The organism is Bacteroides sp. RTP31139st1_H2_RTP31139_211217 (assembly GCF_040227615.1).
GTDB lineage: Bacteria > Bacteroidota > Bacteroidia > Bacteroidales > Bacteroidaceae > Bacteroides > Bacteroides uniformis.
The window spans coordinates 1-13,613 of sequence record NZ_JBCNZM010000130.1 but is presented as its reverse complement, the minus strand read 5'-3'; the positions used below and the strand labels follow the sequence as shown (position 1 = coordinate 13,613).

General features: G+C 46.2%; 13 protein-coding genes. 6 read left to right on the top strand and 7 right to left on the bottom strand.

The window, feature by feature from the left end:
- Nucleotides 1-1,581, bottom strand: a 1,581-nt coding sequence (locus ABUA47_RS17920) for a long-chain fatty acid--CoA ligase (protein WP_349831845.1), incomplete at its 3' end; no start/stop codon positions are given.
- 217 nt (nt 1,582-1,798) lie between these two features.
- Here ABUA47_RS17920 and ABUA47_RS17915 point away from each other — a divergent pair.
- Together ABUA47_RS17915 and ABUA47_RS17910 are read left to right on the top strand one after the other, a co-directional pair.
- On the top strand, nt 1,799-2,416 hold the full coding sequence (locus ABUA47_RS17915) for a porin family protein (protein WP_005834577.1): 618 nt from the start codon (nt 1,799-1,801) through the stop codon (nt 2,414-2,416).
- Nucleotides 2,417-2,506: 90 nt separating this feature from the next.
- Nucleotides 2,507-3,577: a M20 family metallo-hydrolase gene (locus ABUA47_RS17910; RefSeq protein WP_008662712.1), complete on the top strand. Its 1,071-nt coding sequence runs from the start codon at nt 2,507-2,509 to the stop codon at nt 3,575-3,577.
- Nucleotides 3,578-3,584: 7 nt separating this feature from the next.
- Here ABUA47_RS17910 and ABUA47_RS17905 read toward each other — a convergent pair whose 3' ends face one another.
- The 4 genes from ABUA47_RS17905 to dut are packed head-to-tail and all read right to left on the bottom strand — an operon-like array spanning nt 3,585 to nt 7,832.
- Nucleotides 3,585-4,886: a murein hydrolase activator EnvC family protein gene (locus ABUA47_RS17905; protein ID WP_008662711.1), complete on the bottom strand. Its 1,302-nt coding sequence runs from the start codon at nt 4,884-4,886 to the stop codon at nt 3,585-3,587.
- Nucleotides 4,887-4,935: 49 nt separating this feature from the next.
- The gene (locus tag ABUA47_RS17900) at nt 4,936-5,523 is read right to left on the bottom strand and encodes a DUF4292 domain-containing protein (RefSeq protein WP_008662710.1); all 588 of its coding nucleotides are present in this window, start codon (nt 5,521-5,523) and stop codon (nt 4,936-4,938) included.
- Complete coding sequence (locus tag ABUA47_RS17895) at nt 5,501-7,351, bottom strand: tetratricopeptide repeat protein (protein ID WP_034529262.1); 1,851 nt, start codon at nt 7,349-7,351, stop codon at nt 5,501-5,503. Before ABUA47_RS17895 ends, ABUA47_RS17900 begins: the two co-directional genes overlap by 23 nt.
- Before the next feature lie 46 nt (nt 7,352-7,397).
- Entirely contained in the window at nt 7,398-7,832 is a 435-nt protein-coding gene (gene dut / locus ABUA47_RS17890; RefSeq protein WP_025831605.1) for a dUTP diphosphatase, read from the bottom strand.
- A 212-nt stretch (nt 7,833-8,044) separates the two neighbouring features.
- Between dut and ABUA47_RS17885 the strand changes: the two genes are divergently transcribed.
- On the top strand, nt 8,045-9,373 hold the full coding sequence (locus tag ABUA47_RS17885) for a deoxyguanosinetriphosphate triphosphohydrolase (protein ID WP_009037700.1): 1,329 nt from the start codon (nt 8,045-8,047) through the stop codon (nt 9,371-9,373).
- Nucleotides 9,374-9,401: 28 nt separating this feature from the next.
- Here the strand turns inward: ABUA47_RS17885 and ABUA47_RS17880 are convergent, their stop codons facing one another.
- Together ABUA47_RS17880 and ABUA47_RS17875 are read right to left on the bottom strand one after the other, a co-directional pair.
- Nucleotides 9,402-10,379 carry a GNAT family N-acetyltransferase gene (locus tag ABUA47_RS17880; protein WP_005830370.1) on the bottom strand — a complete coding sequence of 326 codons (978 nt, stop codon included), beginning with the start codon at nt 10,377-10,379 and terminating at the stop codon, nt 9,402-9,404.
- A gap of 43 nt (nt 10,380-10,422) precedes the next feature.
- The gene (locus tag ABUA47_RS17875; RefSeq protein ID WP_005830371.1) at nt 10,423-11,241 is read right to left on the bottom strand and encodes a 1-acyl-sn-glycerol-3-phosphate acyltransferase; all 819 of its coding nucleotides are present in this window, start codon (nt 11,239-11,241) and stop codon (nt 10,423-10,425) included.
- 215 nt (nt 11,242-11,456) lie between these two features.
- Between ABUA47_RS17875 and ABUA47_RS17870 the strand changes: the two genes are divergently transcribed.
- The 3 genes from ABUA47_RS17870 to ABUA47_RS17860 all read left to right on the top strand — a co-directional run.
- A complete protein-coding gene (locus tag ABUA47_RS17870; RefSeq protein ID WP_008662699.1) occupies nt 11,457-11,960 on the top strand; it encodes an RNA polymerase sigma factor in 504 nt (167 codons plus the stop codon).
- A 376-nt stretch (nt 11,961-12,336) separates the two neighbouring features.
- Nucleotides 12,337-12,840 (top strand): RNA polymerase sigma factor, encoded by a 504-nt coding sequence (locus tag ABUA47_RS17865; RefSeq protein ID WP_005830374.1) that lies wholly within the window; start codon nt 12,337-12,339, stop codon nt 12,838-12,840.
- Nucleotides 12,841-13,008: 168 nt separating this feature from the next.
- On the top strand, nt 13,009-13,613 hold a 605-nt coding region (locus tag ABUA47_RS17860), incomplete at its 3' end, for a glycoside hydrolase family 125 protein (RefSeq protein WP_349831846.1).

Below are 13,613 nucleotides of genomic sequence, written 5' to 3'. Positions count from 1 at the left end.
GCTGTATGCAATGCCTTTCTCCTTGGCATAATCCTTCACAAAGCCATAAACGGGAACTATCAAAGCGGAAACAAACTTACGCTCATCGGCAATGACAGCAATCTGGTCAATGTAACGGTCAATAGCCAGCTTCGTTTCCAATGCCTGCGGCGAAATGTATTTTCCGTTGGAGGTCTTGAACAAGTCTTTGATACGCTCCGTCAGATACAGATGGCTATCCTTCAAATAACCGGCATCACCCGTGTGGAACCAACCGTCACGGTCGATGGCAGCAGCCGTTGCCTCCGGTTTCTTGTAGTAGCCGGTAGTGATAGTCTTACCACGAAGAAGTATCTCGTTGTTCTCGCCAATCTTCACCTCCACATCAGGCATCACCGTACCTACGGAACCAATCTCATAGCCTTCGTTGAGGAAGCAGGAAACGGTAGCCGTAGATTCCGTCAGACCATAGCCCACCACCATGTTTATACCTACAGAATGCACAAACTCGCAGATTTCATCGGGCACAGCAGCACCTGCCGTAGGAAAGAAATTACCGTTCTCAATACCTATCGTCTTCTTCAGCAGAGCATAAATGGTCTTTTCGTAGAACTTGTATTTCAGATGAAGCATCATCGGAGGAGTCTTTCCTTGGCGCAAATAATCAATGTTATGCGTCCTGCCCACCTTGATGGCATCCAACATCATCGCCTTACGCAGACCGGTTTCCTGGGAAATCTTCTCCTGCACACCGGCATAGACTTTCTCCCAAAAACGGGGTACACTGCACATCAGTGTAGGGCGTATCTCTTTAATAGTAGTTTGGATATCTTGTGGACGGAGATTGATGCAGACCTGCACTCCCCGATGTATACAAAGGTAGGTCCATGCCTTTTCGAATACATGGGTCAGCGGAAGGAAGTTCATGGAAACATCCTGGTCTGTCATGAAAGGCAATCGGATATCATGAATGCGGAAAGCCTCTCTATAATTGAAATGATGGAGCATGACACCTTTCGGCTCACCGGTAGTACCGGAAGTATAAAGGATATTGGCGAGGTCATCATCTGAGGCAGCTGCTGTACGTTCTTCTACAATGGCATTGTGCTGCAACTCTTCATCCATTGCCATAAATTCATCAAAATAGATGGAAGTCATGTCGCGCGGATCTTTCACCACAGCACGGTCGAAGATGATGAGCTGCTGCAGAGACTGGCAAAATCCGAACACGCTGAAAGCGGCATCGTACTGGAACTGCTCGCCTACAAACAGATAACGTATCTGTGCATCGTTGATGATATACTGTGCCTGGGCCGGTGAGCTGGTAGCATACAAAGGTATAGTCACCGCCCGGTTGGCGAATGCACCGAAATCAGTAAAGAGACATTCGGGTTTATTCTGCGAGAAGATACCGATATTCTCTTGTGGCTCTATTCCCAAAGCCACCATTGCATTGGCAGTCCGGCGTACAGTCTGTGAGAACTCTTTCCAAGAGATGGGTATCCATTGTGCAGTTTCATAGTCCCTGTATTTCAGGGCTATTTTGTCTCCATACTTCTCTGCCTGGCGATGCACCAGGACAGATAAATGATGATAAGTCATAACTTTTGATATTGGTAAATACGGTACAAAGGTAGTGGTTTCATTTGAAACTAATTTGATATTAGCGGGTAATTATTCAAACTTTACCTTTAAAGTATCCGACCATCCGTTAGCAAATTATCCACAAAAGATACTTTCTTTACCATTAAAACAATAGAAATATATTAAATATCTATATATTTGTGGTGATATACAAACTAAATCAAATTCAATGAACATGAAAAAAGTATTGCTTTTAATGGCTATGCTGACCATAGGTTTAGCAAGCATCAATGCTCAAGACAACCTCAGATGGGGAGCAACAGTCGGCATGAACTCCAGTAACTTCTCCATTACCGGTTTCGACAGTAAAATAGGCTTTCATGCTGGGGTAAAGGCTGAAGTAGGATTGCCTCAAATTTCAGAAGGAGTCTACCTCGATATGGGTGCATTACTTACGCTGAAAGGAGCCAAAATAGACGGAGGCTCTGCTGCTTCTATCAAGTTCAATCCCTACTACCTGGAAATTCCTGTACACATTGGCTATAAATATGCAGTGAATGAGAACTTTGCCATATTCGGCAATGCCGGTCCTTATTTAGCCATCGGTCTTTTTGGCAAAGCCAAGGCAGAAGGAGATATTCTTGACGAATATGAGTTTGATGATAACTCCACCAATGTATTCGGGGATGATGCCATGAAGCGTTTTGATTTCGGTCTCGGATTAAAAGCCGGAGTCGAATTCAGTCAGAAATATCAGATTTCCATCGGTTATGACTGGGGACTGGTAGAGAACATTAAAGATTCAGGCAACAAAAACCGCAACTTGATGATATCACTCAGTTGCTTCTTCTAAACAATATTGAAAAAACAGAAAGGACGTCGGTTTGGCGTCCTTTTCATTTTTTATCCGTAAGTTTGCGGCCAGATTATTTATTTACCGAATATGATTTACGATATACCGACTTTAACTTCCGAAGCAATCGGATTGCTCAAATCACTGATAGCCATTCCTTCCTTGAGCCGCGACGAGGAGAAGGCGGCAGATTATCTGCAGAACTATATCGAAATGCAAGGCATGGCAACAGGACGTAAAGGCAACAATGTATGGTGCCTCAGCCCGATGTTCGACTTAAAGAAACCGACCTTGCTGCTGAATTCCCATATCGACACCGTAAAACCCGTCAACGGGTGGCGGAAAGATCCTTTCAAACCAACGCTGGAAAGTAATGGAAAGCTCTACGGGCTGGGCAGCAACGATGCCGGAGCCAGTGTAGTCAGCCTGCTGCAAGTATTCCTGACATTGTGCCGCACCACTCAGGCCTACAATCTGATATATCTTGCCTCGTGTGAGGAGGAAGTATCAGGCAAGGGGGGAATAGAATGCGTATTGCCGGAACTCCCTCCCATACAGTTTGCCATTGTAGGCGAGCCGACAGAGATGCAACCTGCCATTGCAGAAAAAGGATTGATGGTGCTGGACGTAACTGCTACCGGAAAATCGGGACATGCAGCCCGAAACGAGGGAGATAATGCTATATATAAGGTATTGGATGATATTGCCTGGTTTCGTGATTACCGTTTCCCAAAAGAATCTTCCCTGCTGGGTCCCGTGAAGATGAGCGTAACCATGGTAAACGCCGGTACACAGCATAACGTCATTCCCGACCGTTGTACTTTTGTCGTAGACATTCGCAGCAACGAGTGTTATAGCAATCAGGAGCTATTCGATGAAATACAGAAACACATCACGTGTGAAGCCAAAGCCCGCTCCTTCCGGCTAAGCTCTTCACACGTAGCTCCGGAGCATCCGGTAGTGCAAAAGGCTATTGCCATGAAACGTACTCCTTTCGGCTCACCGACCTTGTCCGACCAGGCACTGATGCCATTCTCTTCTCTGAAGATGGGACCGGGGAAAAGTGCCCGTTCACACACTGCCGATGAATTTATCTTTGTCAAGGAGATAGAGGAGGCGATAGGGATGTATCTGGAGCTGCTGGAAGAAGTAAAAATTTAAATTATCATTATCTGTTCAGCCACGGCTCCGGATTCAGTTTTTCCTTCTCTTTCCTCAATTGGAAGTGTAGCACCGTACGACCATTGTCGGCCCCATCCGAGAAGATTTGTCCGAGAGTCTGTTTGGTGGTAACATCATCGCCCTGCTTCACCGAGGCCGATGACAAGTTGCAATAGACTGATATATAATTCCCGTGACGGACAAGGATATTGAACAGTCCGTTCAGTTTAAAGACAGCCGCCACTTTACCATTGAAGATGGCACGGGCTTGGGCACCCGGTTTCCCTTGTATATCGATGCCCTTATTGTCCAGCTTGACATTGCGCAAACCTTCCACAGAATACTGGCCGTAATGGCTGGTAATGATATACGCGCCGGTGATGGGCATCGGCAACTTACCGCGATTATTAGCAAAGTTCCCTGATAATTCACGGTCTGCCTTACTCATGGAGTAAGTTTCCAAAGGCTGTGCCTTCGGCTTTGCGGGCGTAGAGGCAGTTGCCGTTTTTTCGTTTTTTTCACCAGCCTTTTTACGTGCGGCTGCCTCACGGCGCGCTTCTTCTGCCGCACGCTTACGCGCTTTCTCTATTTCTTCCGCTATCAGACGGTCAATGCGTGCATTGAGCTGATTGGCTTCACGGCGTTTCTTATTCAGTTCGTTCTGTAAGCCCCGCTGTTTCTTTTTCAGATTGGCTACCAACAACTTTTGTTCCTTCTCCTGCGCTTCCAGCTTGACTTTCTCCTCTTCACGTTCTTTCAACAATCCTTCCTTGGCAACCTTCACTTGCTGAAGCTCAGTCTTCTTACGGTTCACCTGCTCCTGCTTTTTCAACACTTCCTCGCCTTGCAGGCGCTGATAAGTAGCATATTCACGTACATAGCGCATGCGTCGATAGGTCTGTGCCAGGCTCTTGGCAGAGAAAATGAACATCAGCTTCTCTTCAATGGAGCGGTTCTTATACAAATATTGAACGGACGATTCGTATTTCTTCTTCTTGTCCCTTAGGTCACGTTGCAGGCGGGTCAACTGACGTTCTAATGAAGACAACTCGCGCTCTATGGATTCCACATCATTATTGATAGTCAGAATATAGCGTTTGCGCTCTTCTATCTGTCCGGTCAGTGCAGCAAGACCGTTCAACTGGCTTCCCACATCCTTCTTGGTGGTTATCAACAGCGTTTCCGACTCTGCTATCTGTTTCTGCAAGGCACCACGCTTGCTTTCCAGTTCCTTAATCAGCTTGTTGGACTGGGCTAGGAGCGGAGAAACCGGCAAAAGGAGGAGAAAGAAGAGAAGGAGAAGCTTCATAAGTTATGAGTTATAAGTTATGAGGGATTATCTGACAATTATCAACTAATCAAAGGTCCATCAGCATTTCCAGCAGTTCTTCCAGCTCCACCTCTTTATATTTCTGTGAGAGCTGGGTAGGAGTCAGTGCAAAAGGCTTATCCGAGAAGTTGGAAAGTTCAATCTTTCCCTTTTCCAGAGAGGGTATCCCGAGTTCCTTGCCGGTAAGCACCTTCTTGCCATTGGGTTTGGAAGCAGCATAAAGCAGTTTCTCCAAATGGGCAAAATCCGCCTTCTTGGGCAGCACATCCTTCAGTTCCTTACGTGTTGCACGGACATAACGTTTTCCCATACGGTCTACCAACAGAATCTCATCCGGGGTGACTTCCATACGTGCCACCTCCGTACGAAGTATCGGCATCAGAAAGGAAATCTGCATGCATTCTTCCTTCTTCAACTTCATCGTACCGTTCACAGTAAGGGTGGCATCTTTATGGGGTACCGTCAGCTGCACTTTGGAGGAAAGGCAGGCAGATTCTCCGGACAGAGAACTTGAGTGACGCGAAGTCTTGCAACCGGCAAGCCCCACAGCCAGCAACAACAGCAAGGACAACAGGCGGCATATCCTTGCCATATCATTCAGCAGGTTTAGTTTCATCTGATATATATTTCTTTTTTTGTATTTTCTGTTTCAACGTATCAGAGCGATTGCCCTTATCCCAGGCTTGTTTCCAGTATTTCAAGGCACCTTCCGCATCGCCAGTCATGTAATAGATATCTCCGCAATGTTCCAAGACCACGTCACTGCTATCTTTATCATTCTTTATCGCCTCATCTATGTAGAGACGCGCCTCGGCATAATTACCTTTAACAAACAATATCCATGCATATGTATCGAGATAGGTGGAATTGTTCGGCTCGGCTTTCACTGTCTTGTAGCTCATCTCTTCCGCCTTGTCCAAGTCGCGGCGCTCCACGGAAAGATAATATGCGTAGTTATTCAAGGCACCGATGTTTGAAGGATTGTACACCAAAGCGGAATCATAAGCCGCATAAGCTTCCGCATGCAGATTCTTGGTGTGATAAGCATCACCGATAATGGCATAAAAATCTGATACGACCTCCTTCTTGCTGTCGTCCTTGACGTGCGACAAAGCCTTTTGACAGATGGCAAGGGCATCATCCGTCCGTTCCGCCTGGTTGTAGGCAATGGCCAGATAGAAATAGAACTCCAACATATCGGGATTGGACTCCACACCGGCTTCGCACAAATTCATTATTTCCTTGTAATCCTCCTGGCGCACAGCTTCCCCCAGCAATGTCATACGAGCCGCTGTGTTGGTAGGGTCTATCGCCAGAACCTGGCGCAGAACCGGCCCTGCCTCCTTGTTCATTCCTTTGGAAAGAAGATATTGGGCATACAGCAAAGGTAATTGCGCCTCATCGGGCTCCTGCTCCATGATGCGGTTGAAGAGCGTAATGACACGTGTACTGTCCTTGCCTGCCTGCTCGTTCTGCACGATGAACTGCCGCATCACATTCAGTTTGGTGTCCGAAGCCACTTTCTTGTTCAGCAACAGCGTGTCCAATTGCTGTTCATACAGCTCCTTCTGTCCGGTCTCTTCGTAGTAAGAAGCCAATGAGTACATGGCCATTGCATTGTCCGGCTCTTCGGCCAGCACCTTCTTGTAAATCTCATAAGCTTCCTGCTTTTTCCCGTTCTGCATATAGACATCCCCCAGCACAACCTGATAGCGCATATCGTTGGGATACTCTTCTACCAGACTTTCTATTTCATGAAAGGCGCTCTTGTCGTCCTTCTTTTGCAGATAGATGCGGAACTTCTCCATACTGAGCTGTTCATTCTTGCCCATCCGTTCCTCGAGCTTGTTCAGTATACCGATAACTTTGTCATACTCTTCCTGGCGGTTGTAAATCTCCAGCAAGTTGTATAGCGGGTCCAGCTTATCCGAGAAACGTACCGCCATATTTTCCAACAAGGCAGCGGCTCTCTCCGTTTCGTTTTGCTGCATATACAGATTGGCAAGTCCCTGGGCATACCAGTAATTATGGGGAGCATTCTCCACCGCCTTTTCCAAGGCGGCTTGTCCCAACGGCACCTGCTTGAGGTACATATAATACTGGGCCATCTCATACAAAGCCGATGATGCGTTCGGGTTTATCGTCAGGCAATGTTGCAGGACATCGAAAGCCGCATCATAGTCTTTTTGGACTTTCAGACGGGCGGCTTCAAGAAAGAAGTAGTCGTAACGGCGCTGCTGTTCGGGGGTAAGCTCCTTTACGAGCGAAACGTCGGCTTTCTTCGACTTCTTCCGTTTCTTCAATTCCTTCCGTGCCTTTTCAGACCGACCGTACCCGCTCATTTTCTCCTTTGAAGCTTGAACGTTGGCAGCCTGCACTCCGTACGTAGTAAAGCAGAAGGTACCTATCAACAACGCAAGTATTATTTTTACTCTGATTCTCATCTATTTAATTATAAATTCTTAACCCGTAAAACGGAACAATATCCATTCATTTTTTACCCGTATGCCCGAAACCTCCGGCACCGCGCTCCGTCTCATCCAGCACTTCCACTTCCTGCCAAAGAGCTTGTTCGTGACGCGCTATCACCATTTGTGCAATCCTCTCCCCATCTTCGATGACGAAGGTTTCTGCAGAAAGGTTGACGAGAATAATACAAACCTCACCACGGTAATCGGCATCAATCGTTCCAGGGGAGTTCAGCACGGTAATCCCCTTCTTAATGGCCAATCCACTACGCGGACGCACTTGCGCCTCAAATCCTTCCGGAAGAGCGATATAAAGGCCCGTAGGCACCAGACACCGCTGCATCGGAGCCAGCGAAATAGGTTCGTTAAGGTTTGCACGGATATCCATTCCTGCAGACAGCTCAGTGGCATAAGCCGGAAGCGGATGCTTTGATTTATTGATGATTTGTACGTTCAACATGATGTTATTTACGATTTGACGATTTACTATTTACGATTGGGGCTACTTCTATTCTTACAATTCGAGTAATTCAAGTTTCGCAATTCATCTTCCTTTTACTATAAACTTGGGCGAAAATACGGCTTTTTATACAAAATAGTGATACATTTGCAGTTAAATAATAGTAACTTCAATCGTAAATAGTAAATCGTCAAATCTCAAATAACATCATGATGAATTGGAATACGCTCATATCTGCCAAACGCTTCGGACTGGAAGAGTTTCACCAGGAACGCCATGAAAACCGCTCGGAATTCCAACGTGACTATGACCGCCTTGTCTTCTCTGCTCCCTTCCGCCGTCTGCAGAACAAAACCCAGGTATTCCCTCTTCCCGGTAGTGTATTCGTCCACAACCGATTGACACACAGCTTGGAAGTATCATGTGTAGGCCGCTCACTAGGCAACGATGTATCGAAAGCTCTCATTGCCCGCCGTCCGGAACTGCAAGACAGCTACCTCACCGAAATAGGCTCCATCGTTTCCGCCGCCTGCCTGGCACACGACTTGGGAAATCCTCCTTTCGGACATTCGGGAGAACGAGCTATTTCCACCTTTTTTTCTGAAGGAAAAGGAATGTCCCTGAAGGGCCAACTGACACCTTCCCAATGGGAGGACCTTACCCACTTTGAAGGGAATGCAAATGCGTTCCGCCTGCTTACCCACCAGTTTGAGGGAAGGCGACAGGGAGGATTTGTACTCACCTACTCCACCTTGGCAAGCATCGTGAAATATCCCTTTTCATCGAGTCTTGCAGGCAAAAAGTCAAAATTCGGTTTCTTCATCACAGAGGAAGAAAGTTTTCGCCGCATAGCAGAAGAGTTGGGTATGGAGAAGCAGAACGATGCCCCGTTGAAATATGCCCGCCACCCGCTGGTCTATCTGGTGGAAGCCGCCGATGACATCTGCTACCAGATGATGGATATTGAGGATGCTCACAAACTGAAAATTCTGACTACACAAGAAACCAAAGAGTTGCTTCTTTCTTATTTCTCGAAAGAGCGCCAAGCACACCGGCTCAAAACGATGGAGATAGTAAGTGACACCAATGAACAAATAGCCTATCTGCGTTCCAGCGTTATCGGACTGCTTATCGGCGAATGCGTGCAAGCCTTTGTAGACAATGAAGAAAAGATTCTGAAAGGAGAATTTGAAGGAAGCCTCATCAACCATATATCCGAGGTACCAGCCAATGCCTACAAGCACTGTGCAGACATCTCCCTGAAGAGGATTTACCGTTCACGCGATGTACTGGACATTGAACTTGCCGGTTTCCGCATCATCAGTACCCTGCTCGAACTGATGATTGACGCCGTGCGTTCTCCGGAAAAGGCATATTCGCAACTGCTCATCAATCGCGTATCGGGCCAGTACAACATAAAAGCGCCTGCACTCTACGAAAGGATACAGGCGGTATTGGATTACATCTCCGGAATGACGGATGTATTTGCACTCGATTTATATAGGAAAATAAACGGGAATAGCTTGCCAGCGGTATAACAGACGACAAACATTCCTCCGGATAGTCCTATGATACAACCTTATTTGCTCCCGACGTAAGCTTGCACGCCTCCGGTTCGCTCGCTATGAACGACTCGATGTGGCGAATGCGCTTTTCTGCCAAAATCTCGTCCACGGCAATTAGGATACCCGTTTCCTCCACATCTCCGAAACCGTAATTGATGGCTGTACCGAACATACGCATGGTAGGGCTGAGACTCATATAGGCATTCACCAGCGGGGGAATATTATACCCCGCCTTACGGATTTCACAATTCAAAATCTTATAGTCTTCCTTAAAAGAGTCTTTACAGAAGAGAGCCGCCAATTCATTCTCGTCCGATTCCAGAAGCAACGGCTTCATCGGAGTAATCAGGTTGTCCTTATCCGCAAAGTGTTTCCGAAGAAAATAAAGAATCTTATCACGACTCTGACGATGATAGCTGGGATACATAGTCACCTTTCCGAAGAAATACTTCACATTGGGCATGACTACGGTCAGTGCGCCCAAACCATCCCACAGATTATCCAACGCAAACAGACCTTTACTGTCTGCACGCGTAGACTGATACTCCAACGTAACGAACGAACGTCCTAACTCGATGGTCGTAGGAAGATAGTCCTTCAAAAACTTATCCGAAAAGTTAAACATATGGGCAGTTGCCAGAATAGGGGCACCATGTTCATCAAAACGCACATCCGTACCTAAGATATAACGGTATCCACCCAAAATTTCTTCTGCTTCCGGATTCCAGACAATCAACTGCTTGTACGGGTTGTCCATGATGTCATATTCATCAATATCCATAGACTTGCCCGTTCCTCCTCCCGCAGCACGGAATGCAATCTCGCGCAAACGGCCGATCTCCTTCATTGTATTCGGAGAGTCTTGGGCAGTAATGATATATATCTGATTATGACTTCTATTGGTCATGCGCAGACGCTTTTCCTCAGTCAACTCCGCTTTCAACAGCTCCTTGCTTATCGGTGCAATAACATCTTCCATATTTTTCTGTTAGTAGTTCTTCTTTAATATAAATACGGTCTCTCTACAATTTATATACAATATCCTTCACATATTGCGCCCATCCGGCCGGGCTTTTCGATTTGTCGAAAGTTTGCCAGGGGATAGGCTTCCCTATGGTGATGGTAAATGTTTTATGGCGATTCTTCAGCATTTCATCTGCCAGGTAAAGCATGGCGATATTGAACTTGATGCCCAACATCTTACAAAAATTGGCAAGATTATAAAAGAAGTTGGAGTTCCGCCCCTCGAAGTGGATGGGAACTACATCACGGTGGGCTTCGACACTCTTCACGATAAAGGTCTTTTTCCAATCCAAGTCACGGATGACCCCATTCTGCCTACGCGAACAAAGCCCTGCGGGAAACATGATGAGCTGATTGTCCGAAGCAAATCCCGCCTCCACCATTCTGGGGAAGTCTTTGGCCTGCTTTCCCGTCTTGTTGATGGGGATGCAAAGCGGCGCCAGTCCGTGCAGGTTCATCAGCAGGTCGTTGACCATATATTTCACCTTGCCACCATAAAAGGAGCCCAGGACATAACCCAGTGCCACTCCATCCTGCCCACCCAGGGGATGGTTGGACACAAAAGTATAAAGCCCTTCTTTAGGCAGATTTTCCTCCCCCTTTACCACAATATTGGCATCAAGGAACTCCAGACAAGCTTTCAGGAAATCTACACCGACTTTATCTTTCGACTCCCGCAAAAAGACATTCAATTCCTCTTGATGAACGATGTGCTTCAAATAAGAAACCACGAACTTGGGGATATACTTAGACTGCTTCGGAGCCTTTTCCCGAAGTATCTTGTCTATGTCAATCAAAAATAAAGAGTCGTCAGCCATTCTTCTTTTGATGAAATGAATGCGCAAAATTAACTCATCTTTTTAATTAATCGCAAAAAAATGACAGAAAACTGCACCCGAAATCTATCAAATAGCACCTAAAAACTGTCAATTGATAGTTTTTCCCCTAAAGTATGTTTGAAATCCGTCTGCCTGAAAGAGAAAACTTCCGTAAACTTGCAATATCAAGATTAACGAAAAAAAACATAGCACATATGAACAATATAACATTTAAAAAAGACCTGCTCGGAGTTCAAGACGATTTATTGCGTTTTGCATACAAACTTACTTCCGACCGTGAAGAAGCCAACGACCTCTTGCAGGAAACATCCCTGAAAGCTCTGGATAACGAAGAGAAGTATACGCCCGATACTAATTTCAAAGGATGGATATACACCATCATGCGCAATATCTTCATCAACAATTACCGCAAAGTGGTGCGTGACCAGACTTTCGTGGATACCACGGACAATCTCTATCACCTGAACCTGCCGCGCGACGCCGCTTTTGAAAGCACAGAAAGCGCATATGACCTGAAAGAGATGCACCGCATTGTCAACGCCCTTCCACGGGAGTACAAGATTCCCTTCTCCATGCATGTCTCCGGCTTCAAATACCGCGAAATTGCAGAGAAGCTAGGGTTGCCCTTAGGCACGGTAAAGAGCCGCATTTACTTCACCCGCCAAAAACTACAACAAGACTTGAAGGATTTTGTTTAAGCACTCAGCATATAAAACCAGTGATTTCCATAAATTAAGAAGAGTACAGATTTTAGTTGTATCAAAAGAGAGAAAGGCAGGTCGGGACAATCCCGCGTCTGCCTTTCATGGTCTCGCCCCTTGTATTTCGTACACAAACTCATTCAAGCCGTTACGCTTTGCGACAATATTATTTACAAAAATCAGGATAGCAATCTCTGGCTACATCCCACTTTTCCACCTATCCGAGGCACTGAAAGCTAACCAAAGCCACCCGAAAACTGCCAATTGTTAGATTTTACCCCAAAGAGAGTTTGATTTCCGTCTATCAAAAAGAGAAATCATCCGTAGCTTTGCATCATCAATAAAACGAACAATAATTTAAAAAACATCCATTATGAATAATAGAACATTTACCCAAGACCTACTCGGAGTTCAAAACGACTTATTACGCTTTGCATATAAATTAACCTCCGACCGCGAAGAGGCCAACGACCTGCTTCAAGAGACATCCCTGAAAGCTCTGGACAATGAAGAGAAGTACACACCTGATACCAACTTTAAAGGATGGATATATACCATCATGCGTAATATTTTCATCAACAATTACCGTAAAGTGGTACGTGACCAGACATTTGTAGATACCACAGACAATCTCTATCATCTGAACACGCCGCACGACCTCACACTCGACAGCACAGAAGGCGCCTACGACCTGAAGGAAATGCACCGCATTGTCAATGCCTTGCCACGTGAGTACAAGATACCTTTCTCCATGCATGTCTCCGGTTTCAAGTACCGTGAAATCGCAGAAAAGCTGAACCTCCCACTTGGAACAGTAAAGAGCCGCATCTTCTTTACCCGCCAGAAACTGCAACAGGAACTGAAAGATTTCAGATAAGAGAATACGGCAACCTAAGAATTGTTTATTAATTGGCCGGATAAAAAAGTAAATATGCTTATCTTTGGGCAATCATGGGACACAAACCAAGATACCTAAAGAAAAACCGAGTAATTAATAAACAACATGAAGAAACAGACAATCATTACAGCCTGCACATTTGCAGCAATGACAATGGCTACTCCTGCCGTTTTTGCCGTACAGCCGGCCATGAGTAACCACGTATGCGCCTCCGACGCTATCAAGAAAGACAACCGACCGGTAGAATCAAAACGACTGTTCCGTTCCAAAGCCGTAGAAGAACAAATTCAACGGATACAGCAGCTGCTGAAAAATCAGAAGCTGTCATGGATGTTCACTAACTGCTTTCCCAACACGCTGGACACCACCGTCCATTTCCGCAAGGACAAGAAAGACGGGAAGCCCGACACATTTGTCTACACCGGAGATATCCATGCCATGTGGCTCCGCGACTCAGGTGCGCAGGTGTGGCCCTACGTACAGCTGGCCAATGAAGACAAGGAACTGAAGACGATGCTTGCAGGAGTCATCAACCGCCAATTCAAGCTGATTAATGTAGACCCGTTTGCCAACGCCTTCAACGACGGCCCCATCCCCGACGGACACTGGAAAACCGACCTTACCGACATGAACGACGAGGTGCACGAGCGTAAATGGGAAATCGATTCACTGTGTTATCCGCTACGCCTTGCCTACCATTACTGGAAAACGACCGGTGATACAAGCATCTTCGATGCCGAGTGGATAAAAGC